Here is a 25275-nt window from a genome sequence, read left to right as displayed (position 1 = left end):
GGGGTGGCCAGGGGCGCGGGCTCAGCGGGCGTGGATCACCACGCGGCCGTCGCCCCGGGTGGCCAGGCGGATCGGCAGCACCTTGGGCAGGGCCTTGACCAGGTTGCCGATGTCCTGGGTGCTGTAGATGCCGCCGATGCGCTGCTCGCCAACGCTGGCGTCGCCGAGCACCAGGGGGTGGTCGAGGTAGCGGTTGATCAGCGGCAGGGCGTCGGCCAGGGGCAGGTCGTCGAGCACCAGCTTGCCATTGCGCCAGGCCAGCGCCTTGCTCGTGTCCGCTGCGCCGACGTGGGGCTGCAGGTCGCCGGGGCGGAAGGCGGCCTGCATGCCGGGGGAGAGGTTGCTGTCGTTGCCGTGGCGGGCGCTGCGCACCTTGACCGAGCCTTCGGTGACGGTGACCACGACGTTGTCCTGGTAGGTCCAGACGTTGAAGCGGGTGCCGGTGACGGTGATCGAGCCTTCCCCGGCATTCACCACGAAGGGGTGCTGCGGGTCGCGGCTGACGTGGAAGTAGGCTTCGCCACGGGACAGCTCCACCCGGCGCTGGTCGATGAAGCTGGCGTAGCTCAGGCGGCTGCCGAGGTTCAGCTCCACTTCGCTGCCGTCGCCCAGGGTGAAGCGCTGGATGCTGGTGTCGGCGCTGTAGCGGTGGTAACTGTCCGGCACCCAGCCGGCCAGCCAGCCGCTGTAGGCCGCCAGGGGCAGGCCGACCACTGCCAATGCCAGGGCGCGGGCGTGGCGGGCCAGGAAGCCGCGCCGCCGCACGGGGGGGGGCGGGCGTTGCTGCGGGGGCGGGGCGAGCCGGGGTGGCGTCGGGCGTGCCGCGCTGCCGCTGGGGACGGTGCTGGGTGGCAGGTGGGCGCTGAGCTCCCAGATCTCCAGCATTTCCGCGTATTCCAGGGCGTTGGCCGGGTCGCTGTCGATCCAGGCCTGGAACTCGGCGCGCTCCTCGGCGGTGCAATCCTCGGCGTGCAGTCGCATGCACCAGTGGGCGGCGACTTCGACCAGGGGATCGCTGGTGGCGGGGGAGGTGGCTTTGTTCATCGGGCTTACCGGTTTGACCTGGGTTCCATGGTGATCTGGAGGCGATCCGTCATTGAGGCTTAAATCTTGATGAGAATTATTATAAATTTAGTTCATTTCAGACTGCCAGCATCGTAGGACGATGGGCGTTGATCTCGCTCAACTGGTGTGGCCGCGTGGAACGCGGCCGGGGGACGCCTTGGAAAACTACTATCGGGAGCTGCTGCGTTTCCTGCAGTCCAGGCTCGGAGACCGTCAGGCAGCAGCGGATGTCGCCCATGACGCGTATTTGCGGGTGATGGAGCGTGCGAGTCAAGAGCGCATCGAGTCGCCACGGGCCTTTCTCTACCGCACGGCACTCAATCTGGTGGTGGACGAACACCGGCGCAGCGTCATCCGCCGCAACGAGCCGCTGGAGGTGCTGGACGAGGAGGAGCGCTTCCACGCGCCGTCGCCCCAGCGCCTGCTGGCCCGCGATCAGCGCCTGTCGATGCTCGGGCGGGCCCTGGACGAACTGCCCCAGGCCTGCCGCGACGCCTTCCTGCTGCGCAAGCTGGAGGGGCTGTCCCACATGGAGATCGCCGAGCGCCTGGCGATTTCCCGCAGCCTCGTGGAGAAGCACATCGTCAATGCGATGAAGCACTGCCGGCTGCGCATGCGCGAGTGGGAGGCCGGTTGAGTCGCCGGTAAATTTCCCCGCCCAGTCCTCGTTCCTTGTCAGCAGGCGGCCACCGGGCCGTCCCCCATGACAGCCGCGGTCCGCGACGGCCCGCCAGCAGAGGACACAGGACATGACCCAGCCCCTCAACACCGCCATCCACGACCTGATCGGCATCGGCTTCGGCCCTTCCAACCTGGCCCTGGCCATCGCCCTGCAGGAGCGTGCCGCCAGCGGGCAGGGCGCCCTGGACGCGCTGTACCTGGACAAGCAGGCCGACTACCGCTGGCACGGTAACACCCTGGTGAACCAGAGCGAGCTGCAGATTTCCTTCCTCAAGGACCTGGTGACTCTGCGCAACCCCACCAGCCCGTACTCCTTCGTCAACTACCTGCGCCAGCACGACCGCCTGGTGGACTTCATCAACCTCGGCACCTTCTACCCCTGCCGCATGGAGTACAACGACTACCTGCGCTGGGTTGCCGGTCAGTTCGCTGACCAGTGCCGCTATGGCGAGGAAGTCCAGGCAGTGGAGCCGCTGCTGGAGGGCAAGCAGGTGCAGGCACTGCGGGTGGTCTCCCGCGATGCCAACGGCCAGTCCCAGGTACGCACCACCCGCGCGGTGGTGCTCAGCGCTGGCGGCACCCCGCGCGTGCCCCAGGCCTTCCGCCACCTCAAGGGCGATGCGCGGGTGTTCCACCACGCCCAGTACCTGGAGCGCATCCAGCAGCAGCCGTGCGCCAGTGGCCAGCCGATGCGCATCGCCATCGTCGGCGGCGGGCAGAGCGCCGCGGAGGCCTTCATCGACCTCAACGACAGCTACCCGAACGTACAGGTGGACGTGATCCTGCGGGGCTCCGCCCTCAAGCCGGCGGATGACAGCCCCTTCGTCAACGAGGTGTTCTCCCCCGAGTTCACCGACCTGATCTTCAGCCAGCCCACCGCCGAGCGTGAGCGGCTGATCCGTGAGTACCACAACACCAACTACTCGGTGGTGGACCTGGACCTGATCGAGCGCATCTACGGCATCTTCTACCGCCAGAAGGTCTCCGGCTCGCGCCGCCATGCCTTCCGCAACCTCAGTGCCGTGGAGCGGGCCACCGCCACCACCGACGGCATCGAACTGGTGCTGCGCCACATCGCCACCGGCGAGCAGAGCAGCCACCGCTACGACGCGGTTGTGCTGGCCACCGGGTATGAGCGCCAGGCCCACCGTGAGCTGCTGGAACCCCTGGCGCCCTGGCTGGGGGACTTCGAGGTGGCCCGCGACTACCGCCTGCGCACCGACGACAACTTCCGCCCCGCGCTGTACATGCAGGGCTTCTGCCAGGCCAGCCACGGCCTCAGCGATACCCTGCTGTCGGTGCTGCCGATCCGTGCCGACGAGATCGCTGCGTCCCTGCATCAGCACCTGGAGCCCGCCGGTGCTGCCGGGCGTACCGCGCCGAGCTACGCCATCGCCGGCTGACCACCCCCGCGCCGGCTTCGGTCGGCGCGTTCCCTTTCTCCGCGAGAACCTCCGATGCCCATGCGCACCCTTGTCGCCGGGGCCGCAGCCTTGCTGCTGGCACCGTGCCTGTCCCATGCCGCCGATGCCGGTGGCGACACCCTGATCCGCTGGACCGCCCACGGCGTGCCGCACATCCGCGCGGCTGACGAGCGTGGCCTCGGGCGTGGCATCGGCTATGCCTACGCCCGCGACAATGCCTGCCTGCTGGCCGAAGAGATCATCACCGCCCGAGGCGAGCGGGCCCGCTGGTTCGGCGCGGACGGGCAGTCCTCCGCCGGTCTGGCCAACGTCCCGTCCGACCTGTTCTTCACCTGGCTGAACGCCCCCGAGCAGGTCGCCAGTTTTCGTCGTGCCCAGACCGACGAGGTGACCGAGCTGCTGGTCGGCTATGCCGAAGGCTTCAACCGCTACCTGGGCGAAGCTGACGCCGGCCGCACCCACTGCCTCGGTCAGGCCTGGCTGCGCCCCATCGAAGTGGATGACCTGGTCCGCCTGACCCGGCGCCTGCTGGTGGAGGGCGGTGTCGGCCAGTTCGCCGAAGCCGTGGTGGGCGCCGCCCCGCCCGGGCGGCAACAGGCCGCGCGGGACAGCGGCCACACCCTCGCGCGGGTGGAAGGCTTCCGCCTGGACCGGGGCAGCAACGCCGTGGCCGTGGGCCGCCAGCGCAGCGCCGACGGTCCGGCCATGCTGCTGGCCAACCCGCACTTCCCCTGGAGCGGTGCGCTGCGCTTCTGGCAACTGCACCTGACCATCCCCGGCAAGCTCGACGTGATGGGTGCCGCGCTGCCCGGCCTGCCGGTGGTCAACATCGGCTTCGGCCAGCACCTGGCCTGGACCCACACCGTGGACACCTCCGCGCACTTCACGCTGTACCGCCTGGAACTGGACCCGAAGAACCCGACCCGCTACCGCGTCGACGGCCGCTACGAGCCCATGACCCGAACGCGCCTGCGCATCCAGGTGCGGCAGCCGTCCGGTGAGTTGGTCACCCAGTCCCACGATCTCTACGAATCCCGCTTCGGCCCGCTGCTGAACTGGCCCGGCAAGCTGGACTGGTCGGCCGGCGAGGCCTGGGCCCTGCGTGATGCCAACCTCGGCAACACCCGCGTGCTGCAGCAGTGGTACGCGATGAACCAGGCCCGCGACGTGAACGCCCTGCGCGCCAGCGTCGAGCGCCTGCAGGGCATTCCCTGGGTCAACACCCTGGCGGTGGATGACCGGGGCCGCGCGCTGTACATGAACCAGTCCGTGGTGCCTCACCTGCAGCCCCAGCGGCTCGCCGAGTGCGTCATCCCGCAACTGGCTGAGCAGGGGTTGCCCGCCCTGCACGGCAATCGCAGCGCCTGCGAATGGCAGCGGGAAGCCGGGGCCGCCCAGGCCGGCATCACCCCGGCCACGCAGTTGCCTGTGATGCTGCGCGAAGACTTCGTGCAGAACTCCAACGACAGCGCCTGGCTGACCAACCCGGCGAGCCCCCTGGCGGGCTACTCCCCCCTGGTGAGCCGGGAAACGCCGATTTCCCCCCGTGCCCGCTTCGCCCTGGGGCGCTTGCAAGGCCAGCAGCCGCTGCGGGCGGACGACCTGGCGGCAATGGTCACCGACAACCAGGTGGGCCTGGCCGACGAGTTGCTGCCGGAACTGCTGGCGCTGTGCAAGGCCCACGCGGGCGAAGCGGACCTGAGCCGCGCCTGTGGCGCCCTGGCCGGCTGGGATGGCAAGGCCCGAGTGGACAGCGGCCTCGGCATGCTGGTGTTCCAGCAAGCGGCCCAGGCCTTCCTCGAACTGGACGACGGCTGGCAGCACCCCTTCGACCCCGCGCGCCCGCTGGACACCCCCAGCGGCATCGCACCGGCCGCCCGCGAACCGCTGCGCCAGGCCCTGGTCGCCGCCAGCGAGGCCCTGGCCGCCTCGGGCGCCCCCGCTGATGCCCGCTGGGGTGACCTGCACCAGGTCACCCGCGGCGCCCGAACCTTCCCCATGCCCGGCGCAGATGGCCACCTGGGCGTCTACAACGCCATGCAGAGCGAACACCAGGGCGACCGCCTGGAAGTGGTCAGTGGCACCAGCTACCTGCAACTGGTCACCTTCGGCGACAAGGGCCCTCGCGCCCGAGGCCTGCTGGCCTTCTCCCAGTCCAGCGACCCCGGCTCGCCCCATTACGCCGACCAGACCGCCCTGTTCGCCGATAACCCCTGGCAGCCGCTGCCCTTCAGCGACAGCGAAATCGACGCTGACCCGGCATTGGAGCGCAAAGTGCTGCAGCGCGAGTGATGCTTGGCGGCACGTTCTGGTAAAACCTCGACTCAGCCAGCGCTATGCGCTGGCTGAGTTCTTTGTGGGTACGCATTGGGCGGGACTTTGTTGGGGGTAGGCGCCTGATTAATACGTCCGGGCTACTCGGCGAGTGAGTTTTCGAACGTAGTGGTGAAGGATTTTGCGGGTCACCAAAATGCGAGTCAGGTTATGTGACTTGAGTTCTTGGTGGAGGGATTAAAGATGCTTGATTGTTTTGAGATTTCCATCAAGCAAAGCTGGATTTGAATGGTGTTTTCTTGATGTCTGAGTGTGTCTTTAGATGTTTGGAGGATTTAAATTTGGTAGGCGGAAAGTCAGGGTTCTCTGCTAGTTGGTAATGTTTTATTGGTTTCCGTATGCGGAGGGGTTTTGTGAGGCGCTTATTTGGTTTGGTCGCCGGGGATTTTGAGATTGATGGTGTTATAAGGGGTTATTTCGATTGCATTTATGATGATGGTATTTTTTTAGATGCTCTCGATAATTTTTCTCGAGGGGAATCTTACGTGAGGGATGGTGTTTACTGTGTTTTTCCGGAGGTGTCTGATCCGGATTATGGTTTTTTTAAAGGGGTTCGGTTCGAGGTTGGTTATCCGTCTGCTGGTGGTAGGGCGATTGCGGTCAGTGTGGAAGACTTTGTTTCCTATCTTGAGTTGGCTTGCGCACGGTACATATCACTTCATCCAATGGATTGCGAACAAGTCAGCAGGCTGTTGAGTGTTGTCCGTGGTTCTGGATTGCCAAGGGTTTTCGGTGTCTCTATGGATAGTGGTGCGGAAGGATAGGTCCATGGATGACTTGAATGAAAATTGGGTGCCAGGGTTCGGAACGATCTACACCTGGTTTGCCATGGATAAAAATGGCAGGTTGGCAATGATGGTGAATAACTGTTTTGGTGACTTGCCGCGACAGTTGCTGAAGGTGCAAGGGGTTGAACTGCTTCTTGATCATATGAATGAATTCGTGTGGGAGGAGTCGGTAAACTTTACGAACTATCCCAAGGCCAAGAGTGGTGGTTTTAGCGTGGATCTCTACTCCGCCTCTGCTTGGCGGAGTTGCTCCTCTCGTGAAGAAGTCACCGAGCGCTTGCTAAAAGAACGTGTTCGCAGAGGGCTCTATGCGGATGCAAATATACCGATGAGCAAAGGGTTTTATATATATCACGGTGTGGAGGGGGGGGTTCCAGGAGAGGATTACCCAGTGGGGTGCGACGAGGTAACTGAAATGGGTGACTATTTTCGATATCTGGCGCCTGATGTTTTTGGTGGGGTTGAGGATTTCCCTGAGGCGTTACGTGGAGGTATTGCAGTTTCGGATTTTATTGATTTTTCTGTTGATCGCATCCTGTTTGGTCGGCATGTGAATGACTATTTTCCAAGGCTCTTTTCTGTAAGGTGAAGTCAGTGGAGATGACTGATGATTTTCTTGAAGAGCACGATCTGGATTGGTTTGCTCTTTTCAGTGACGGTGTCCTTGCTCACTTTGCGAGTGCTGGTCGGGGCGCTGTGCCCGCAAAAGTAAGGTGCTCTCTTTCGGGGTATGAAACGGTCTTTCGCTTTTTCGAGAAACTGGAGTCTCGATTCGAAGTGGAAGTCGCTGAGAAAACTATTCCAGAGTTTGCCTCGGCAGATCAGAGGAGTAGGTATTTGTCTTCCTTTTTGGGGATGGCTGAAAAAGGCTTGTGTAGTTATGATTTTTCAAATTCATGCTATCGATTGGTTGCCAGGCCAAGGGCTGGCGTGCGTGTCGATTTGCCAGATTCTATAAAGGAACGACTCACGGTTTTGCCGTTCGTGTTTTCCGAGCAAGTTCATTGGGTGAGTTAGTCGGGGCAATAGGGTAATCGAAATGTGGGGTGTTGATAGTGGATGTTATTGAGGTTTGTGGTTATCTAAGTGTGGGCAGTGTCAAACGCGTCTGCGTTGATCGAAGTGTCAGTCCTGAGTTTTCACCTTTTGTGCGAAGTGTAAGCATTGCAGACGGGTCGATGATCATCGTGGAATACGAAGATTATGGTTGTGAAGAAGGTGGGGTTTGTATCGAGTTTATCTATGAATCTATTGAATCAGCGATAACTGCTGCGGAAGCCTATCTGAAGGTTGGGGTGGGAGGGTTAGTCAATTTCACAAAAAGCGGTATATACCCTGAAAAACCCTGCGATAGAGGTTCTTCGTCAGATAGCTTTGAAGAGTCTTTGCGGAGTGGTCGCCTGGATCTACCAACGGGTTGGATAGAGAGGAGAATGCCTGTTGGGTATTGGAGGGATATGGTGGACGGTATTCGCTAGTTTTCGTGATCATATATATGCCGAGCTTATCGGGTGGGTATCTATAGTTTGAACTTGGCTTTTGATGTGCTTGGTGTGTAGGGCGTTCTGTTAAGGTCGCCATGGATAGTATTAAACGGTGAATTCAGGTGTTAGCGTGATCAAGAGGTTGATGCAGTCAATTAATTTTCATGTCACGGCCTCGGTAGTGGGCTTCGAGACGCTCTGATGAAATTGAAATTTTCCTGGTTGAGCGATGGGGCGGTTCGCGAGCCTGGTTGTGAGACAGATGTTTCCGGTCCCCAAGGGTTAGACTTATTGGGATTTCTTTTGACTGATGGTGGTGGACAACCATATGAAGCCACTATTGCTTGGCTGAAAGAGGGCCTTTCAAAAGTTAGAGCTGTAAAGCAGGGTGAATTGGAATCCCATAACTGGGATCGTGAAGATTGGGGTGTGGAAATAAGCAGGGAAAATTCCCGGATTTACTCGCTTCATGATGACGATTTTTTCTGCTTTCTAATGACTGATGAATTCGAAGCGGCTCTTTCTTCCTGGATAGCGTTTCTGCTGGAGGGGTAAGCGTTTCCTCTCAGCCTCTCACCCCCCCGACCCGCTAAGATAGCCACCCTTCAAAAGCCTGGGGATTGCCATGGATATCGACCTGGCACGCACCTTTCTCGAAATCGCCCGCAGCGGCAGCTTCGTCTCGGCGGCGGAGCGTTTGCATGTGACCCAGACCGCCATCACCGCACGGGTGCAGAACCTGGAGGGGCAGCTTGGTTGCCGGCTGTTCGTGCGCAACCGGGCCGGGGCGCGGTTGACGCCGGAGGGGGAGGTGTTCGTCGGGCACGCCACGCAACTGGTGAAGACCTGGGAGGCCGCCCGGCGTGACCTGCCGTTACCCAAGGGCTACCGCGACCTGCTGGCCATCGGCGGTGAGGTGAGCCTGAGCAACCCGCTGTTGCTGGGCTGGATGACTCGCCTGCATGAGCGGATTCCGTCCCACGCAGTACGGGTGGAGGTGGCAGCCGGCCAGCACCTGCAGCAGCAGATCGAGCTGGGGCTGCTGGATGCGGCGCTGGTCTACCAGCCCGAGTACTGGCCGGGCATGCAGGTGGAGTTGCTGTTGGAAGAGAAGCTGGTGCAGATCCGCTCCAGCCGTGCGCCCGAACCCTACGTGCAGGTGGACTGGGGCCCGCGCTTCCGCCAGCAGCACGATGCTGCGCTCCCTGACCTGGCGCGGGCGGCGGTCTCGGTGAACCTCGGGCCGCTGGCCCTGCAGTTCATCCTGCAGAACGGCGGCTCCGGCTATTTCCGCACGCGGGTGGTGCAGAGCTACCTGGACAGCGGCGTGCTGGAGCGGGTGGAGCGGGCGCCGGAGTTCACCTACCCGACCTACCTGGTTTATTCCCGTGACCGTGATTCGGCGCTGTTGCAACAGGCCATCGGCGTGCTGCGCGAGGTGGTGGCCGACGACATCGACTGGTCCCAGCGCTGGGATGCGGTGCTTTGAGCGGCGGGCTCAGGCCCGCCGCGCGATGGGGTGGGCGTCGCTGACGTTGTCGCGGTCTTCGAGGAACTCGGTGGGTGCGGTGCCGTTGGCATTGAGCTGGAACACCCGCGTCGGCGGCCCCTCGGCATCGAAGAACACCTGGCCCAACCCGGCGCCGTTCCACAGGCGTTCCCCCGCGCGGCTGTGGGCCGGTGTGTGGGGCACCACCTTCATGCGGCGGCGCTGGGTGAACCAGTTGAGCGGCGAGCGGGGTGCGTAGAGCCAGCGATTGAGGCGGTCGAACAGGTCCAGCAGGCGGTGGGGGAATTCGTTCTTCACGCCGCTGCTGGTGATCTGCCAGATCTGCGGGCCCTGCTGCCGGTGGCGGATGAGCACGCGGTAGACGAAGGAGTAGTGCACGTCGCCGGAGAGGATGGTGTAGCTGCCCGGCGTGCGGGAGTGACGGAAGATGTTGAGGATCACCTGGGCGGCACCGCGATGGGCCATCCAGTTTTCCGCATCCACCAGCAGCGGGTGGCCGAGCCAGGTGAACACGCGCTGCACCGCCTCGATCAGCTTCACGCCGAACACCGGGGCCGGTGACACGACGATGGCCGAGGGGTGCCCCAGCAGTGCCTGTTGCAGCTCGCACAGGGCCTCCCAGTCCAGCAGGCCGGACGGCCGCTTGAGGTTGACTTCGCTGCGCCAGCGGCGGGTGCGGGTGTCCAGCACCCGCAGGGGCGGCTGGGTGTCCAGTTCGTACTGCCAGCCGTTGAAGGCCAGCAGGCGGCCGATCAGGCCGTCAAGCTGCGTGCTGTCCAGCCGGCCATGGGCATCGGGGCTGGCGCACAGCGCGGCGAGGTCGTCCTGCAGGTCGTCGAAGGCGTCCGGGTCGTTGCCCCAGCCCTGGCACAGCAGGTAGGCGAGCAGGGCGTTGCCGATGATGCGGCGGGAGAAGGGGTGGCCGTAGGCTGTCTGCTCCCACTGGGCGGAGAGGTTCCAGTCATCGGTCACGTCGTGGTCGTCGAAGATCATCAGCGTCGGCAGGTGCGCCAGCGCCCGCGCCACGCCCGGCAGGCCGGTGACGAAGCCTTCGAGGCGCGTGGCTTCGAGGTGGTAACGTTCCGCTTCTTGCGCGCCGAGTGCGGGCATCTGCGGTGTCACCAGCGTCCAGGGCACCGGCGACCAGACCAGCAGGTACATGGCCAGCACCTCGGCGAGGGTGACGAGGTGATTCTCGGCGTTGCTGCTGGTGAAGATCGGCTTGCGCGCGCCGCCGAAGAAGCGCTCGCGCAGGGTTTCGTTGCTCTCCAGGGCCGGCAGCAGGTCGGCGCGCCGGTAGTAGCTGGCGGGGTGCTGGTAGAGCGCGTCGCTGTCGTCCACCACGGCGCCCTCCAGGTACTCGCCGTACAGGCCCAAACGCTCGATGAGCTGGTGGATGGCGCACAGCATCGGCCCGGCCACGTCGTCGGCATAGACCTGATCCCCGCTGAGCATGAGCAGCGCCGGGCGCTGTTCTGGCAGAGGGCGCTCGGCCAGCAGGCGGTCAGCACAGAGCAGCCCGTCGGGGGCGGGGTGATGGGGCTTGCGGCAGGAGCCATGGAGCAGGTGGTCGATGCGCGAGCGCAGCACGAAGTCGGGCCGGGTGGCCTCGCCGTAGAGCAGGTGCGGCGCCCACTCGGCAATGCCCTGGCCGTCGATCAGCAGGTCGTAGGCGATCGGCGTGTCCTGGGGCAGGGGCGCGTCCAGACGCAGGTCGATCAGGTGCACATGCGCGTGCCGGCCCACCGCAAGAATGCGGCATTGTCGCGCGTCCAGGCTGTGGCGCTGGGCCTGGCCGCTGGCTTCCAGCAGCAGGACGGGTTGCAGCGGGCGCGTGGCCACCAGCCAGAACACCAGGTGCCGGGGTTCGGCGCGGCGCAGCAGGGGGCCGGTCAGGACAGTGGGCAGAGCGGTCAGGGGAGCGTCGGCAGGCATCGGTACCACGGTTTCGGAGAGCGGTTGGGCATAGTACGACAGCGAAGCGGCGTGTTCATCGCCGCTTGGACCGCATCGAGCCACCCGGGTGCCGTGCCTGTGTCGTCAGGTATCCGCCAGGATCAGGTCGGCGCCTTTTTCCGCCACCATCATCACCGCCGCGTTGGTATTGCCCGAGGTGACGTTGGGGAACACCGAGGCATCGACGATGCGCAGGCCGGTGAGGCCGTGTACCCGCAGCCGGCTGTCCACCACCGAGGTGGCCGGGTCGGTTCCCATCGCGCAGGAGCCGCAGAGGTGGTAGATGGAGCCGGCGTTCTCGCGGAAGTACTGCAGCATGCCGGCCTCATCGGCCACCGATGGTCCGGGCAGCACCTCTTCGACGGTGATCGCCTTGAGAGCGGGGGCATCCATGATCTTGCGGATCAGGCGGCTGCCCTGGATCACCTCGTCGATGTCCTTCTCGGTGCTGAGGTAGTTGGGGCGGATCAGCGCAGCCTGGGCCGGGTCGGCCGAGGCGATCTCGATGGTGCCCCGGCTGGTCGGGCGGCACGGGTTGAAGCACAGCAGGAAGCCCGAGTAGGGCTCCGGCTTGAGGCGCGCCTTGCTGCTCCTGGGGATCTGGTACGACAGCGGGTTGAAGTAGAGCTGCAGGTTCGGTTGCGGCTGGTGTGCGTCGCCACGGAAGAAGCCGCCGGCCTGGTTCACGCTCATGGCCAGCGGGCCCTTGCGGGTCAGCAGGTACTGGATGCCCAGCCTCACCTGGCCCAGCAGCGAGCTCAGTTCGTCGTTCAGGGTGGGAACGTTGGCCTTGTAGTAGTAGCTGACGCAGAGGTGGTCCTGCAGGTTGCGACCCACCGCCGGCAGCTCGTGCACCATCGCAATGCCGTGACGGGCCAGCAGACCGCGCCCGGCGACGCCGGAGAGCTGCAGCAGCTTCGGGGTGTCCACCGCGCCGGCGGCGAGGATCACCTCCTTCCGCGCGTTGAACTGCCGCTCCACGCCATGCTGGCTGACCACCACGCCGGTGGCCCGCCGCGCGTCGTCGAACACCAGGCGCTGGGCCAGGGCATGGTGCTCGACATGCAGGTTCGGCCGCGTCAGTGCCGGGTGCAGGTAGGCGAAGCTGCTGGAGCAGCGCTGGCCGTTGCGGGTGTTGACGTCATAGAGGCCGGCGCCCTCGAAATCGGCCCCGTTGAAGTCCTCGCTGCGGGGGTAGCCCAGTTGCTGGCAGCCCTCGATGAAGGCATCGCAGATGGCATGGGTCTGGCCCTTCATGGGGCTGATGTGGATGGGGCCGTCGGCGCCGTGGAACTCGGTCTCGCCCAGGGGATGGGTTTCCAGCTTGCGGAAGTAGGGCAGCACGTCCTTGAACGACCAGCCGTCGTTGCCGCCCGCCGCCCAGTCGTCGAAGTCGTGAGGCTGGCCGCGCACGTAGATCATCGCGTTGATGGAGCCCGACCCGCCCTGCACCTTGCCGCGCGGAGCGTAGATGCGGCGCCCGGCCAGCTCGGGCTCCGGCTCGCTGTAGTACATCCAGTTGTAGGTGGGGTGGTAGTACATCTTGGCGAAGCCCACCGGCACCTTGAACCAGGGGGAGCTGTCCTTGCCGCCGGCTTCCAGCAGCAGCACCGAATGCTGGCCGGAGGCGCTGAGGCGGTTGGCGAGGATGCAGCCGGCAGAGCCGGCGCCAACGATGATGAAGTCGTACGTCATGGGTCGATTACCGCGTCGTTCAGGGTCAGGTTCGGGCTTGGCGAAGGCGCCTCGCCCCCGGCGTGCAGGCCGGTGGGCGAGGGCGGCATCGGTCAGCCCTTGGCGGGTGCGGTGTCGCGCACGTCCACGGGGTCGGGGGCCATCTGCAGGTGCAGGCGTTCACCGGTGTAGGGCGAGTGCCGGCGCACCACGTCCATGTCCAGTTCGACGCCGAGCCCCGGCTCGCGGGACGGGATGACGTAGCCGTCTTCCCAGTGCAGCGGCTGCTTCAGCACCTCGGCATGGAAGCCGCCCCAGGTCTCGATGCTTTCCTGGATCAGGAAGTTCGGCGTGCAGGCCGCCAGTTGGAAGCTGGCAGCGGCGCCGATGGGGCCGTTGTAGAGGTGCGGGGCGATCTGGGCGTAGTGGACCTCGGCCAGCGCAGCGATCTTCTTCGCCTCCAGCAGGCCGCCGCAGCGGCCCAGGTTCATCTGCAGGATGGAGACGCCGCCATCGGTCAGCAGCCGGTGGAACTCGTACTTGGTGGTCAGGCGCTCGCCGCTGGCGATGGGGATGCTGGTCTTGGCCGCGACCTGGCCCATGGCCTGCTCCTGGCCGGGCGGTACGGGCTCCTCGAACCACAGCGGGTCGTACTTCTCCAGGCGCTGGGCCAGGCGGATGGCTGAGGAAGGGACCATCTGCCCATGGGTGCCGAACAGCAGGTCGCAGCGGTTGCCCACGGCCTCGCGGATCTTGCGGCAGAAGGTTTCGCAGCGGTCCATCACCTCCAGCGACAACTGGTGCCCGGAGAACGCCGTATAGGGCCCGGCCGGGTCGAACTTCAGGGCGGTGAAGCCCTGGTCCCTGTAGGCCACCGCGCATTCGGCAGCCAGGTCCGGGTCGTCGTAGTCGTACTCGCCCCTGGCGTTCTTCGGGTAGAGGTAGGTGTAGGTGCGCAGGCGCTCGTTCACCAGGCCGCCAAGCAGCTCGTGGACCGGCTTGCCGGCGGCCTTGCCGATGATGTCCCAGCAGGCCATTTCCAGGCCCGAGACGACGCCCATCATGGTCAGGTCCGGGCGCTGGGTGAAGCCGCTGGAATAGGCGCGGCGGAAGAAGCGCTCGATGTGGTGCGGGTCGTGCTCCAGCAGGTAGCGGGCGAACACATCCTCGATCACCGGGACCATGGCCTGGGGGCCGAAGGTGGCGGCGTAGACCTCGCCGACGCCTTCGATGCCGCAGTCGGTCCTGAGTGTCACGAACAGCCAGTACATGCCGCCGATGTGGGGCGGTGGAACGGCGACGACGTGGGTTTCCAGGGAGATGATCTTCATGGGCGGTTGCCTGCCTTGTGGTCGATGCGTTTTTTCAGGGTGAGTGCGGCCAGCACGCCAAGGGTTCCGATGGCGGCGATGTAGCCGAAGTAGATCTGGTAGCCGGGGAAGCCCGGGAAGGCGTCGGCGATCCAGCCGTTGATCAGCGGGATGAACACGTCGGGCGAGTAACCCACCACCGAGATGATGCCGATGGCCAGCCCGGTGATGCGCAGGGGGATCTGGCAACTGTCGAGGATGGCCCAGTAGAGGCCACGGATGGCGTAGGTCAGCAGGCCGATGAAGATCACCAGGCCGATGAGCAGGGCCAAGCTGTCGAGCACCGGAAAGACGATGAGCCCGACCATGCCCAGGGTCGCCAATACCAGGGCGACGATCAGCACCGCGATGTTGGAGAAGCGATCCCCCAGGTAGCCGCCGCCGATCCCGCCGATCGGGCGCATCCACAGCTTGATGGTGGTGATGGTGCCGGCCATCACCGCGCTGAGGCCGAAGCCGCCCTCCTGCAGGTAGGCCGAGAAACTGTAAGTGGCCCAGAAGATGTGGTAGCCGCAGAAGACGATGGCGGCCACCAGCCACAGCTCGGGAATGCGCGCCAGGGTGCGCAGGTCCTGCAGCAGGTTATGGGCCTGGCGTTCTTCCCGGGCATCGGCGTTGGCCGCCTTCGGGTCCTTGACGCCGAGCATCAGCGCGCCGAGCAGCAGGCAGGTGAAGGCGTAGAGATAGACCACATGGGTAAAGCCCACCAGGTGGGACTGCCCCCGGGATTCGGTGGCGTAGGCGAAGAGGGCGAGGGCGACCGTGGCCAGCAGGGCTTCCACCAGCCCGCGTCCGCCGTCGAGGATGCCGAAGAAGCGGCCCTGCTCGCTGGCCTGGGCGATCATGTTCACCCGCTTGATCACCGAGGCCCAGAAGGTCAGCCCGGTGCTGATGCCCCAGCCGGCATAGATCACCAGCAGGCTGTCGAAGCCGGGCGCGGTGGCGTACCAGAGCGCCAGCAGGCCGGTGGCCACCAGGGAGAAGCTGATCAGCAGGCGGGGCGCGATGCGGTCGGCCAGCCAGCCGCTGGGCAGGTAGCTCACCAGGAACAGCGTGCCGAGCATGGAGTACAGGTAGCCCAGCTCGGTGTTGGTGATGGCGAACACCTCCAGCATGGTGCTCTGGTACACCTGCCGCAGGTAGAGCACCGGGTAGATGGCCCCGGCGGCGAGTACCAGCAGCATGAGCTGGAGATAGCGTTGGGTCTTGCCGTTCGCTCCGCGTGCGAGCGGAGCGTCGGCCTGGGCAGCGGTTCTGGACATGAGGGCATCCTTGGGCGCGCGCAGGGCGCACGCCTCGATCATTGTTCTTGTTGGTCGCCCGGCGTGCTTTGCCAGGCAGGGTGCATTGCCTGGGCTCAGTACTTCATGACCACCAGGCGGGTCTGGGTGAACTCGAGCATCCCGTGCTTGCCGTCGTCGCCGCCGAGCCCGGAGCGTTTCCAGCCCGCGTGGTAGCCCTGGTAGGGGTCGGCCGGGGTGCGGTTGACGTACAGCTCGCCGGCCTGGATGGCGTTGGCCACCCGCAGGGCGCTGCGGTAGTCCTCGGTGTAGAGCACCGAGGCCAGGCCGAACTGGTGGTCGTTGGCCAGGGCGATGGCCTCGTCCAGGTCGTGGTAGCGAAGCACCGGGAGGATCGGCCCGAAGCTTTCCTCGCGCACGATCTCCATGCCCTGGCGGCAGCCGCTGAGCAGCGTGGCCGGGTAGAAGTGCCCGGCGCCTTCGGGGATGAAGCCGCCGGTTTCCAGCACCGCGCCCTCGGCCAGGGCCCGCTGCACCAGGCCGTGGATCTGCGTGCGGGCACGTTCGCTGACCAGCGGCCCCATGCGCGTCGGGTCCTCGGCGCGGTCGCCGATGCGCACGGCGGCCATGCGCGCTTTGAGCAGGTCGAGGAAGCGGTCGTGAACGCTGTCGTGGACGTACACCCGCTCGATGGCGGTGCAGAGTTGCCCGCAGTGGGTGGTCTTGGAACGCACCAGGTCATCGGCGGCACGCTCCAGGTCGGCATCGGCGGCGATGATCGCTGGCGTCTTGCCGCCCAGCTCCAGGGACGGCTTGGCGATGTTGGCCTTGCAGTACTCCAGCACCATGCGACCGGCCTGCACGCTGCCGGTGAGGGTGATCATGCCCACCGCCGGGTGGGTGCAGAGGGCCGCTGCAGTGTCGTGGTCCATGGTCAGCAGGTTGAACACGCCCTCCGGCAAGCCGGCCTGCTGCGCCGCGCGGGCGATCTCGAAGGCCGACAGCGGGGTGTTGTTGCTGGGGCGCACCACCACGGCGTTGCCGGTGATGAGGGCCGGCGCCACTTTGCGCAGCAGGGTGTAGACCGGGTAGTTGAACGGGATCAGGCAGGCCACCACGCCGATGGGCTCGCGCTGCAGCAGCAGGGTCTCGTCGGGGGTGTCGCTGGGGATCACCTCACCCTCGATGCGGCGTGCCCATTCGGCGTGGTAGCGGGTGATCTCGGCGGCGTAGCGGGCCTCGTTGCAGGCATCCTCCAGGCTCTTGCCCGATTCGGCTGCCAATGCCGCACCGATTGCGTCGGCGTTGGCCAGCAGTGCATCGGCAAAGCGCCGCAGGTGCTCGGCGCGCTGGATGCTGGGCAGGCGTGCCCAGCCGGGTTGTGCGGCTGCGGCGAGGTCCACGGCGTGGTGAACCTCGTCCACCGAGGCTGCCGGCACACGGCCGACCAGCGCCTGGGTGGCGGGGGAGTGGATGGCGAAGTCGGCATCGCCGGTCGGGTCGACGAACTGGCCGCCGATGAAGTGCTTGCATGTGCGCATGGCTGTCTTACCTGGCTTGAAACGGTTGTCAGGAACCATCGGGTCATGCGCGCTGGAGCGGTGTCGGCGCTCCGGCGCGCAGGGTCACCTTCAGAAGATGTCGAGGGGGTACTGGGTGATGATCCGCACCTGGTCCACGTCGCCGTCCGCCTGGGCCGAGTTGGCGCGGTGGATGGTCTGCTGGAGTGCGATGGAGAGGTCCTTGGCGGGGCCGCCCTGGACCACGTACTTCACCTCGATGTCCCGTTCCCAATGCCGGCCGCCATCGCCCAGGCGGGCGTAGTAGGCGTAGGCACCCTTGGGGTCGACCTTGGAGTTGTCGATGCCGCTGCCCCGCAGGTAGCGGGTCATCAGGCTCAGGCCCGGCACGCCGTAGGGCGCCAGGTCCAGGTCGTAGCGCACCTGCCAGGAGCGCTCGTTGGGCGAGTTGAAGTCGGAGTACAGCACCGAGTTGGCCAGGTAGATGGAGTCGCCATCGCCCAGGTAGTCGAAGGGCTGGTCACCGTCGATGCGCTGGTAGGCCAGCATGAAACCGTGGGCGCCGAGGGTGAGGCGGGCGTAGGCGCTCCAACTGTCGGTGTCGATGCGGCCGGCGCGGGCATTGCCCTGGTCACGGGTGCGGTACAGGTTGGCGCCCAGGGCCAGGCTGCGGTGCTCGGCCAGCTCGATGCTTCTGCCGAGGCTCAGGTAGGTCTGGTCCCAGACATCCTCGAAGCGCGCCCGGTAGAGGCTCAGCAGGGTGCCGTCGGTGAAGCGGTAGTCCCCGCCGAAGTAGCTGGCCGACTCATAGGCGGTGCCACCGTACTCGGTGCTCATCTCGCCGTCGTGGTTGCTGCTGGCCTTGTTGCGTGCCGCGTGCAGGTGGCCGGCCATCAGGGTCAGGTCGTCCAGGCTGTGGTTCTCCGCGGAGACGCCGCGGAAGCTCTGCGGCAGCAGACGGCCGTCGCCGCGCTGGAACACCGGGGTGATGGGGAACAGGTCGCCGACCTTGAGTTCGGTGTCGAACGCCCGCAGCTTCAGCACGGCGCCCGCCGTCGAGTAGTGGTCCTCGGCGTGGTTGCGGCTGTCCAGCGGCAGCAGGTTGGTGCCGGAGGTGCCGCCGCCACTGTCCAGCTTGAACCCCATCAGCGCGTGGGCATCCAGGCCGACGCCCACCGTGCCGTCGGTGAACCCGGAGCTGTAGAGGGCCTGGACGCCGTGGGCCCATTCCTCCCGGTAGCTCTGGGCGCGGCCGTTGAACAGGCCGTCGTTGCGGCTGCGAAAGTCCCGGTTGAAGTAGAAGTTGCGGTTGATCAGCTTCAGCGAGCTGCCGTCGACGAAGCCTGTGCTGGCCGGTTCATCGGCCTTGCAGACCAGGGGGAGGGTGCAGAGCAGCAGGCCGGCGGCGGGCAGGGCCGCAGAGGCGCGAGCAAGGTAGGACACGTTGGCGATCCTCGAATAGTTGTTATGTGAGGCCGCGCCATGTTCGTCAGCCGTGGGTTGTCGGACAAACGATTAAATTCGGGGGTTAACATTCGAAAAACGCACGTTAGTGGCCATGAGGTTTAGTCATGGCCGCTTGAGTTTTTGTGGTTACTGACGGTGGGCGGGTGGGTGCTACAACTCGCCGAAGCTGGTTTCGCCGGCTCGGCTCATCCAACAACTACAACGAGCACCGTCACCATGAATGTCCTTTCCTTTCTCGGGTTCGGGAGGTCTCGGCTCGGCACCGTCGAGTGGTTGGAGCGACCGCCGCTGTCGCGTAATTCCAGTGTTTCGCCCCGCACCGTGCCCTCGCCAGCGGCGGCCTGATACGCGGCTCGCCATGGTGCAAGCACGATTTTTCCGCATCCCCGAGGAATCCCCATGAAACAGCTCGACCTCTACATCGGCGAGGGCTTCGAAGGCCCCGGCGTCAACGCCGCCCACATCAACCTGCTGATCGGCCCGCGCAACGGGCCGGCCGGCCTGGCCTTCGCCAACAGCCTGGCGTCCCCCAGCCAGGGCCATTGCCCCTTCATGGTCATCGCCCAGCCCAACGTGCCGGTCAAACCCATGACCCTGTACGTGAACAAGGCCGAGATCAGCGGCGACCTGCACGCCAACGCCACCTGGGGCGCCTCCCAGGCGGGTATCGCCAAGGCCATCACCGAGGCGCTGCTGGACGGCACCCTGCCGCCGGAGGCCGAGGACGAATGGGCCATCGTCACCGCCAACTGGGTCAACCCCGCCTGCGATGACCTGGATGCGGTCTACCGCAACAACTACACCGCCTGCCGTACCGCCATCCGCGCGGCGCTGGCCGGGCTGCCCACGCGCGCCCAACTGGCCGACGTGGCGGGCGCCATCGCCAACCCCTTCTACACCCCGAAAGCCTGAGGAGGCCGCCATGCAGTACGTCCGTCTCGGCCAGTCCGGCCTGCAGGTGTCCAAGCTCTGCCTCGGCACCATGAACATGGGCACGCCGCAGTGGAAGCCGTGGATCTTCGATGAGCGCCAGAGCGAGCCGATCGTCCGCCATGCCCTGGACAAGGGCGTGAACTTCATCGACCTGGCGGACTTCTATTCCGCCGGTGTCGGCGAGGAGGTGGTGGGGCGCATCCTCAAGCGCCTGGTACGCCGCGAGGACATCGTGGTCACCACCAAGGTGGGCTACGGCACCTGCGAGGGCGTGAACGCCAGCGGCCATTCGCGCAAGCACATCATGGACAGCATCGACGCCTCCCTGGCGCGCCTGGGCATGGATCACGTCGACCTCTACATGCTGCATTTCTTCGACGTGAACACCCCTGTGGAAGAGACGATGGAAGCCCTGCACGACATCGTCAAAGCCGGCAAGGTGCGCTACATCGGCGTGTCCACCATGCTCACCGGCCAACTGGCGAAGATCCTCATGGCCTGCGAGCGGCATGGCTGGGTCAGGCCCATCAACATGCAGTTGCAGCTCAACTGCGCCTACCGCGAGGAAGAGCGGGAGATGATCCCGTTCTGCCGCGACCAGGGCCTGGGCGTCTCGGTGTTCAGCCCGCTGGCCCGTGGCCTGCTGACCGGCGATGTGCAGTCCACCCGCAACCAGACCGACTTCTTCACCCAGCAGATGTACGCCGATGAAGCCTCCTTCGAGATCGCCCGGTCGGTGCAGCGGGTGGCGCGGCGGCGTGGCGTGTCCAACGCCCAGATCGCCCAGGCCTGGGTGCTCAACCACCCGGGGGTGGATTGCATGCTGGTGGGGGCGGACTCCACCGAGCAGTTCGACAGCGCCCTGGCAGCCCTGGACACCCGCCTGGAGGCGGATGAGCTGCACGAACTGGAGCGCAACTACACGCCCTGCGACCTGATCAACGACTACACCGCCGGCAAGCGCATCCTGCGTGTTCCGCGTCCGGCCGGAGAAACCTTCACCCTCAAGGAGGCCATCGCATGAGCCGGCTGCTGCGCAAGGGACACTACATCGACGGTCGCTGGTTGGAAGACGGCCCGCGCTACCCGGTACGCAACCCGGCGGACGGTACGCTGATCGCCGAGGTGGCGAAAGCCGGGGTGGCGGAAACCGATCAGGCCATCGCCGCCGCCCAACGGGCGCTGCCGGCCTGGCGCGGGCTCACCGCCAAGGCCCGCAGCCAGCCGCTGCGGCGCTGGTCCGAGCTGATGCTGGCCCACCAGCGCGAGCTGGCGGAGCTGCTCAGCCGTGAGCAGGGCAAGCCCCTGGCCGAGGCGATGGGGGAGGTGGTCTATGCGGCGAGCTTCCTTGAGTGGTTCGCCGAGGAGGCCAGGCGCGTCTATGGCGATGTCATCCCCAGTCACAGGGCGGACGCCCGCATCGTCGTCACCAAGGCGCCCATCGGCGTGGTCGCCGCCATCACGCCCTGGAACTTTCCCCTGGCCATGGTCACCCGCAAGGTCGGCCCGGCGCTGGCGGCCGGCTGCACGCTGATCCTCAAGCCGTCCGAGGAGACGCCGCTGTCGGCCTTTGCGCTGGCGGTACTGGCGGAAGAGGCGGGGATTCCCGCCGGGGTGTTCAACATCGTGTCCGGTGATGCCCCGGCCATCGGCAGCGCGCTGCAGGCTTCGCCGGTGGTGCGCAAGCTGTCGTTCACCGGCTCCACCGCCACCGGCAAGCTGCTGATGCGCCAGGCGGCCGACACCCTGAAGAAGGTCTCCCTGGAGCTGGGTGGCAACGCGCCTTTCATCGTCTTCGACGACGCCGACCTGGACGCGGCGATACGCGGGGCCATGGCCTCCAAGTTCCGCAATACCGGGCAGACCTGCGTCTGCGTCAACCGCTTCTACATCCAGGAAGGGGTCTACGAGGTCTTCACCGCCAAGCTGGCCGATGCCGTGCGCGCCCTGCGCGTGGGGGCCGCGCTGGAGGGCGAGAGCGACCAGGGTCCGCTGATCAACACGGCCGCCCTGGCCAAGGTGGAGCAGCACCTGGGCGATGCGCTGGAGAAGGGCGCCCGGTTGCTGTGCGGCGGTCGTCGCCATGCCCTGGGCGGCACCTTCTTCGAGCCCACCGTGCTGGCCGAGGCGACCCCGCAGATGCTCATCGCCCGCGAGGAAACCTTCGGCCCGGTGGCGGCCTGCTTCCGCTTCAAGGACGAGGCCGAGGTGCTGGCCCAGGCCAACGACACCCCCTACGGCCTTTCCGCCTACTTCTACAGCCGCGACATCGGCCGGGTCTGGCGCGTGGCCGAAGGGCTGGAGGTCGGGATGGTCGGCATCAACGAGGGGATCATCTCCACCGAGGTGGCGCCCTTCGGCGGCATCAAGGCCTCCGGCCTGGGCCGCGAAGGCTCGAAGTACGGCATCGAGGATTACCTGGAGATCAAGTACCTCCTGATGGGAGGGCTCGCGGTCGTTTGAACCGGGGGCTTTCACGGCCCGCTCGATCGTCAATCCGGGGCTCCACATGGAGCCCTGTTCCCAACGCTACGGCGAACAAAAACAAAAGGGAGCTGGACATGTCACCCACCATCAAGCTGGATGACGCGCCCCTCGGGCGCTTCCACATCCGTATCGCCGGCCTCACCTTCGGCGCGCACTTCACCGACGGCTACATCCTCGGCCTGATCGGCATCGCCTTCACCCTGATCAGCCCGCAGATGCAGCTCGACCCGTTCTGGCAGGGCCTGATCGGCGCCTCGGCACTGATCGGCCTGTTCCTCGGCAGCCTGCTCTTCGGCTGGATCTCCGATTACGTCGGCCGGCAGAAGATCTTCGTTGTCAGTTTCGTGCTGATCACCCTGGCCTCGGTGCTGCAGTTCCATGCCGAGACGGCGCTGCAGTTGTTCCTGCTGCGGGTGCTGATCGGCATCGGCCTGGGTGGCGACTACAGCGTCGGGCATACCCTGCTGGCGGAGTTCGCGCCGAGGAAGCATCGCGGCGTGCTGCTGGGCTCGTTCAGCGTGATCTGGACCTTCGGCTATGTCGCCGCCACCTTCATCGGCACCGCCATGCTGAGCCTGGGGGATGACGCCTGGCGCTGGATGCTGGCGTCCTCGGCGATTCCGGCGGCCATCATCCTCATCGCCCGCATCGGCACCCCCGAGTCGCCGCGCTGGCTGGTGAACCGGGGCCGGGTGGAGGAGGCGCGGGCCATCGTGCGCAAGCACATCGGGGCCAACGTGGTGCTGGACGACGAGCGTCCCCAGCGCAACCGCAGCGGCTACGCGGTACTGTTCAGTCGCGAGTACCGGACCCGCACGGCCTTCAACTGCCTGTTCTTTATCAGCATCGTGATGCCGTACTTCGCCATCTACACCTTCCTGCCGACCATCCTGGCGAAGATGGGGCTGGCCGAGGGCATGGGCACCGAGATGATGCTCAACGCCCTGCTGGTGCTGGGTGCCGTGGCGGGCATCGGCTGCACGCTGAAGTTCTCCCGGCGCGGCTTCCTCATCGGCTCGTTCTGGCTCCTGGCCCTGACGCTGCTCCTGCTGGCGGTCCTGCCCGGCAGCATGGCCTGGGCCCTGGTGCTGCTGTTCGGGTTGTTCACCCTAGTGCTGTCGGCAGTCAGCAACCTGGTGGGGGTGTTCCCGGCGGAAAGCTTCCCCACCGAGGTGCGCGCCAGCGGTGTCGGCCTGGCCACGGCGGCCAGCCGACTGGGCTCGGCCATCAGCACCTTCCTGTTGCCGGTGAGCGTGGCGGGCATCGGCCTCAACGCCACCATGGCGCTGCTGGCCGGGGTGCTGGTGTTCGGTGCCCTGGTGTCCATGGCCTGGGCGCCGGAAACCAAGGCCCTGTCCCTGGCGGAAGCCGGTGCGCCGGACGAGGAGGGCGGCACGCTCGGGCGGGTGGCAAAGACCGCCTAGCGGCCTTGGGCCGAGCACCCGGACTGAAGTCCGGGCTACGGGACCGATCCATACCGTAGCCCGGCGTCAGCCCGGGGCGTGGGTGGTGCTCTGTGCCTCGATCCACTCGCAGAACACGCTCACCTTGGACAGCCCCTGGCTGCTCGCGGGCACGTCCAGCCAGTAGCCGTAGGGGCCTTCCACCTCCACCGGGCTGATGGGCAGCAACTGCCCGGTGGCCAGTTCGTACTCGATCATCTGCCGGTCGATGACCGCCAGCCCGCCGCCGGCCAGCGCGGCATGGATCACCTGGTCGAGGGTGCTGAATTCCAGCCCCTGGCTGGGGTCGACAGCGTCGCCCCCCGTGGCTTCCAGCCAGTTCTCCCAGACCTGCAGGTGCTTGCCCTCATGAAGGATGTGCAGCAACGGGTGCTCGCCCAGCGCAGGCGGCCTGCCGTGCTCGAACAGTTCCGGGGCGGCCACCGCCAGGTGACGCTCCAGCACCAGCAGGTGGCTATGCCAGCCCGCTGCCGGTGCCTGGCCGAAGCGGATGCGGCAGTCGATCTCGCGCTGGCTGTCGGGGCCGGAGTCGTTGCGTACGTTCAGGGCGATGTGCGGGTAGCGCCGGGTGAACCCCTTCAGCCGGGGCGAGAGCCAGCGGGTGGCGTAGGTGGGGGGCGCGTGGATGCGCAGGCGCTGGCGCAGGTTGGGCGCGCGCACCTCCGCCAGCGCCTTCTGCATGCGGTCGAAGGCTTCGGTCAACCCGGGCACCAGGATTGCGCCGGCCGAGGTCAGGGTCAGGCCCTGGGGGGAGCGGGTGAACAGGCCCACGCCCAGGTAGTCCTCCAGTTGTCGGATCTGCCGGCTCACGGCGCCCTGGGTCACATTCAGGGCGTTCGCGGCGCGGCCGAAGCTGCTGTGCCGGGCGACTTCCTCGAAGACCCTCAAGGCATTCAGCGATGGCAGTTCACGCATGTTGAGGTTCCCCTTCGCTGGCGGCCAGCGAGGGCTCCAGGTGGCGGGCCGAGAGCCAGATCTCCTGTTGCAGCCAGGTGCGGAACACCTGCAGGGCCGGGGAGTCGCTCAGCTCGGGGCGGGTCACCAGCCAGTAGGACTGATGGCCCTCGACGTGCACGTTGAGCAGTTGGGTCAATTGGCCGGAGGCCAGTTCCCGCTGGACCATGTGCCAATCGGCGATGGTGATGCCGAGGCCATCGAGCGCGGCGCCGATGGCCAGGTCCAGCAGGTCGAACTCGTAGCCCTCGCGGGTATCCACGCCGCGGATGCCGGCGGCGTCCAGCCAGTGCTGCCAGGTCTGGTAGCGCCGTTCTTCGCTGGCCAGCACATGCAGCAGGGGCATGCCGTCGAGGTCCGGGACGCCGTTCTGGTTGCCCAGCCTGGCCAGGAGGTTCGGCGCACAGACGGCGATGTGCCGCTCCTGCATCAGCAGGGTGGCCTCCAGTTGCGCCCACTCGCCATCGCCGAAGCGGATGGCGCAGTCCAGGGTGCCGGTCTCGGCCAGGCTGTCCTGCAGGCGGGTGGTGATGCTCAGTTCCAGCTCCGGGTGCTGCGCCCGCAGGCGTCCGAGGCGTGGCAGCAGCCAGCGGCGGGTGAAGGTGGGCGGCGCGTTGAGGCGCAGCCGATTGAGGTGGCTCTTCTGCTGGATGGCGCGAACGGCTACCTCGATGCGGTCGAACGACTGGTTCAGGGCGTCCAGCAGCTTGCGTCCGGCGCGGGTCAGTTCCAGGTGGTGGTGGCGGCGGATGAGCAGGGTCTCGCCCATCTGCTCCTCAAGCTGGCGCACCTGCCGGCTGACGGCACTCTGGGTGACGTTGAGCAGCTCCGCTGCGCGGGTGAAGCTGCCGGTGTGACCGGCGGTTTCGAATGCCTTCAGGGCATTCAGTGGAGGGAGTCTGCGCTTCATGACCAGGCCCGCCT

The 25275-nt window shown here is 65.9% G+C and carries 22 protein-coding genes; 13 read left to right on the top strand and 9 right to left on the bottom strand.

All coding sequences use genetic code 11. From position 1 onward, the window contains the following. Positions 1-21 precede the first annotated feature (21 nt). Complete coding sequence (locus A9G05_RS20650; RefSeq protein ID WP_069562728.1) at positions 22-1044, bottom strand: FecR family protein; 1023 nt, start codon at positions 1042-1044, stop codon at positions 22-24. A gap of 178 nt (positions 1045-1222) precedes the next feature. Between A9G05_RS20650 and A9G05_RS20645 the strand changes: the two genes are divergently transcribed. The 9 genes from A9G05_RS20645 to A9G05_RS20630 all read left to right on the top strand — a co-directional run bounded on the left by A9G05_RS20645 (position 1223) and on the right by A9G05_RS20630 (position 9265). Continuing rightward, on the top strand, positions 1223-1702 hold the full coding sequence (locus A9G05_RS20645; RefSeq protein WP_069562727.1) for a sigma-70 family RNA polymerase sigma factor: 480 nt from the start codon (positions 1223-1225) through the stop codon (positions 1700-1702). 112 nt (positions 1703-1814) lie between these two features. After that, positions 1815-3149 (top strand): lysine N(6)-hydroxylase/L-ornithine N(5)-oxygenase family protein, encoded by a 1335-nt coding sequence (locus tag A9G05_RS20640; RefSeq protein WP_069562726.1) that lies wholly within the window; start codon positions 1815-1817, stop codon positions 3147-3149. Positions 3150-3209: 60 nt separating this feature from the next. Next, a complete protein-coding gene (locus tag A9G05_RS20635) occupies positions 3210-5462 on the top strand; it encodes an acylase (protein WP_305879755.1) in 2253 nt (750 codons plus the stop codon). A gap of 395 nt (positions 5463-5857) precedes the next feature. Next, positions 5858-6268, top strand: coding sequence for a ribonuclease toxin immunity protein CdiI (gene cdiI, locus A9G05_RS27400; protein ID WP_171902734.1), 411 nt, complete (start codon positions 5858-5860; stop codon positions 6266-6268). A gap of 4 nt (positions 6269-6272) precedes the next feature. Further along, on the top strand, positions 6273-6881 hold the full coding sequence (locus A9G05_RS26750) for a hypothetical protein (protein ID WP_083272622.1): 609 nt from the start codon (positions 6273-6275) through the stop codon (positions 6879-6881). 11 nt (positions 6882-6892) lie between these two features. Further along, a complete protein-coding gene (locus A9G05_RS27395; RefSeq protein WP_139131201.1) occupies positions 6893-7309 on the top strand; it encodes a hypothetical protein in 417 nt (138 codons plus the stop codon). A 161-nt stretch (positions 7310-7470) separates the two neighbouring features. Continuing rightward, on the top strand, positions 7471-7770 hold the full coding sequence (locus A9G05_RS27390) for a hypothetical protein (protein WP_139131200.1): 300 nt from the start codon (positions 7471-7473) through the stop codon (positions 7768-7770). Positions 7771-7977: 207 nt separating this feature from the next. Then, a complete protein-coding gene (locus A9G05_RS27385) occupies positions 7978-8331 on the top strand; it encodes a hypothetical protein (RefSeq protein WP_139131199.1) in 354 nt (117 codons plus the stop codon). Positions 8332-8401: 70 nt separating this feature from the next. Beyond that, positions 8402-9265, top strand: coding sequence for a LysR family transcriptional regulator (locus A9G05_RS20630; protein WP_069562725.1), 864 nt, complete (start codon positions 8402-8404; stop codon positions 9263-9265). Between the two features lie 9 nt (positions 9266-9274). On the opposite strand, the gene A9G05_RS20625 is transcribed toward A9G05_RS20630, so the two are convergent. From A9G05_RS20625 to A9G05_RS20600, 6 genes are all read right to left on the bottom strand, one after another. Further along, on the bottom strand, positions 9275-11221 hold the full coding sequence (locus A9G05_RS20625; protein WP_069562724.1) for a hypothetical protein: 1947 nt from the start codon (positions 11219-11221) through the stop codon (positions 9275-9277). Positions 11222-11326: 105 nt separating this feature from the next. Continuing rightward, positions 11327-12937, bottom strand: coding sequence for a GMC family oxidoreductase (locus A9G05_RS20620; protein WP_069562723.1), 1611 nt, complete (start codon positions 12935-12937; stop codon positions 11327-11329). 92 nt (positions 12938-13029) lie between these two features. Further along, entirely contained in the window at positions 13030-14247 is a 1218-nt protein-coding gene (locus A9G05_RS20615; RefSeq protein WP_069562722.1) for a mandelate racemase/muconate lactonizing enzyme family protein, read from the bottom strand. Beyond that, positions 14244-15548, bottom strand: coding sequence for a nitrate/nitrite transporter (locus A9G05_RS20610; protein WP_069562748.1), 1305 nt, complete (start codon positions 15546-15548; stop codon positions 14244-14246). Before A9G05_RS20610 ends, A9G05_RS20615 begins: the two co-directional genes overlap by 4 nt. Before the next feature lie 95 nt (positions 15549-15643). Next, a complete protein-coding gene (aldA, locus tag A9G05_RS20605; protein WP_069562721.1) occupies positions 15644-17068 on the bottom strand; it encodes an aldehyde dehydrogenase in 1425 nt (474 codons plus the stop codon). Between the two features lie 90 nt (positions 17069-17158). Continuing rightward, positions 17159-18490 (bottom strand): OprD family porin, encoded by a 1332-nt coding sequence (locus A9G05_RS20600; RefSeq protein ID WP_083272621.1) that lies wholly within the window; start codon positions 18488-18490, stop codon positions 17159-17161. A 423-nt stretch (positions 18491-18913) separates the two neighbouring features. Between A9G05_RS20600 and fae the strand changes: the two genes are divergently transcribed. The 4 genes from fae to A9G05_RS20580 all read left to right on the top strand — a co-directional run bounded on the left by fae (position 18914) and on the right by A9G05_RS20580 (position 23358). Beyond that, positions 18914-19426, top strand: coding sequence for a formaldehyde-activating enzyme (gene fae, locus A9G05_RS20595; RefSeq protein ID WP_069562719.1), 513 nt, complete (start codon positions 18914-18916; stop codon positions 19424-19426). Between the two features lie 10 nt (positions 19427-19436). Then, positions 19437-20471 (top strand): aldo/keto reductase, encoded by a 1035-nt coding sequence (locus tag A9G05_RS20590; protein ID WP_069562718.1) that lies wholly within the window; start codon positions 19437-19439, stop codon positions 20469-20471. Next, positions 20468-21910, top strand: coding sequence for an NAD-dependent succinate-semialdehyde dehydrogenase (locus tag A9G05_RS20585; RefSeq protein ID WP_069562717.1), 1443 nt, complete (start codon positions 20468-20470; stop codon positions 21908-21910). Before A9G05_RS20590 ends, A9G05_RS20585 begins: the two co-directional genes overlap by 4 nt. Before the next feature lie 98 nt (positions 21911-22008). Beyond that, the gene (locus A9G05_RS20580) at positions 22009-23358 is read left to right on the top strand and encodes an MFS transporter (protein ID WP_069562716.1); all 1350 of its coding nucleotides are present in this window, start codon (positions 22009-22011) and stop codon (positions 23356-23358) included. 66 nt (positions 23359-23424) lie between these two features. Here A9G05_RS20580 and A9G05_RS20575 read toward each other — a convergent pair whose 3' ends face one another. After that, positions 23425-24312: a LysR substrate-binding domain-containing protein gene (locus tag A9G05_RS20575; RefSeq protein WP_069562715.1), complete on the bottom strand. Its 888-nt coding sequence runs from the start codon at positions 24310-24312 to the stop codon at positions 23425-23427. After that, positions 24305-25261 carry a LysR substrate-binding domain-containing protein gene (locus A9G05_RS20570; RefSeq protein WP_069562747.1) on the bottom strand — a complete coding sequence of 319 codons (957 nt, stop codon included), beginning with the start codon at positions 25259-25261 and terminating at the stop codon, positions 24305-24307. Before A9G05_RS20570 ends, A9G05_RS20575 begins: the two co-directional genes overlap by 8 nt. Positions 25262-25275 lie beyond the last annotated feature (14 nt).

The sequence above is a fragment of the Pseudomonas sp. ENNP23 genome, assembly GCF_001728945.1.
Classification (GTDB): domain Bacteria; phylum Pseudomonadota; class Gammaproteobacteria; order Pseudomonadales; family Pseudomonadaceae; genus Metapseudomonas; species Metapseudomonas otitidis.
This window is presented reverse-complemented; position numbering and strand designations above follow the sequence as displayed.

What these genes read in the sequence shown, in the direction of transcription:
- A9G05_RS20570 (WP_069562747.1), bottom strand. Translation starts at nt 25,261, where the DNA reads ATGAAGCGCAGACTCCCTCCACTGAATGCCCTGAAGGCATTCGAAACC.
- A9G05_RS27385 (WP_139131199.1), top strand. Translation starts at nt 7,978, where the DNA reads ATGAAATTGAAATTTTCCTGGTTGAGCGATGGGGCGGTTCGCGAGCCT.
- A9G05_RS27395 (WP_139131201.1), top strand. Translation starts at nt 6,893, where the DNA reads ATGACTGATGATTTTCTTGAAGAGCACGATCTGGATTGGTTTGCTCTT.
- A9G05_RS20610 (WP_069562748.1), bottom strand. Translation starts at nt 15,548, where the DNA reads ATGTCCAGAACCGCTGCCCAGGCCGACGCTCCGCTCGCACGCGGAGCG.
- A9G05_RS27390 (WP_139131200.1), top strand. Translation starts at nt 7,471, where the DNA reads ATGATCATCGTGGAATACGAAGATTATGGTTGTGAAGAAGGTGGGGTT.
- aldA (WP_069562721.1), bottom strand. Translation starts at nt 17,068, where the DNA reads ATGCGCACATGCAAGCACTTCATCGGCGGCCAGTTCGTCGACCCGACC.
- A9G05_RS20580 (WP_069562716.1), top strand. Translation starts at nt 22,009, where the DNA reads ATGTCACCCACCATCAAGCTGGATGACGCGCCCCTCGGGCGCTTCCAC.
- A9G05_RS20635 (WP_305879755.1), top strand. Translation starts at nt 3,210, where the DNA reads ATGCGCACCCTTGTCGCCGGGGCCGCAGCCTTGCTGCTGGCACCGTGC.
- A9G05_RS20625 (WP_069562724.1), bottom strand. Translation starts at nt 11,221, where the DNA reads ATGCCTGCCGACGCTCCCCTGACCGCTCTGCCCACTGTCCTGACCGGC.
- A9G05_RS20630 (WP_069562725.1), top strand. Translation starts at nt 8,402, where the DNA reads ATGGATATCGACCTGGCACGCACCTTTCTCGAAATCGCCCGCAGCGGC.
- A9G05_RS20615 (WP_069562722.1), bottom strand. Translation starts at nt 14,247, where the DNA reads ATGAAGATCATCTCCCTGGAAACCCACGTCGTCGCCGTTCCACCGCCC.
- A9G05_RS20650 (WP_069562728.1), bottom strand. Translation starts at nt 1,044, where the DNA reads ATGAACAAAGCCACCTCCCCCGCCACCAGCGATCCCCTGGTCGAAGTC.
- A9G05_RS20575 (WP_069562715.1), bottom strand. Translation starts at nt 24,312, where the DNA reads ATGCGTGAACTGCCATCGCTGAATGCCTTGAGGGTCTTCGAGGAAGTC.
- A9G05_RS20590 (WP_069562718.1), top strand. Translation starts at nt 19,437, where the DNA reads ATGCAGTACGTCCGTCTCGGCCAGTCCGGCCTGCAGGTGTCCAAGCTC.
- A9G05_RS20640 (WP_069562726.1), top strand. Translation starts at nt 1,815, where the DNA reads ATGACCCAGCCCCTCAACACCGCCATCCACGACCTGATCGGCATCGGC.
- A9G05_RS20620 (WP_069562723.1), bottom strand. Translation starts at nt 12,937, where the DNA reads ATGACGTACGACTTCATCATCGTTGGCGCCGGCTCTGCCGGCTGCATC.
- fae (WP_069562719.1), top strand. Translation starts at nt 18,914, where the DNA reads ATGAAACAGCTCGACCTCTACATCGGCGAGGGCTTCGAAGGCCCCGGC.
- A9G05_RS26750 (WP_083272622.1), top strand. Translation starts at nt 6,273, where the DNA reads ATGGATGACTTGAATGAAAATTGGGTGCCAGGGTTCGGAACGATCTAC.
- A9G05_RS20585 (WP_069562717.1), top strand. Translation starts at nt 20,468, where the DNA reads ATGAGCCGGCTGCTGCGCAAGGGACACTACATCGACGGTCGCTGGTTG.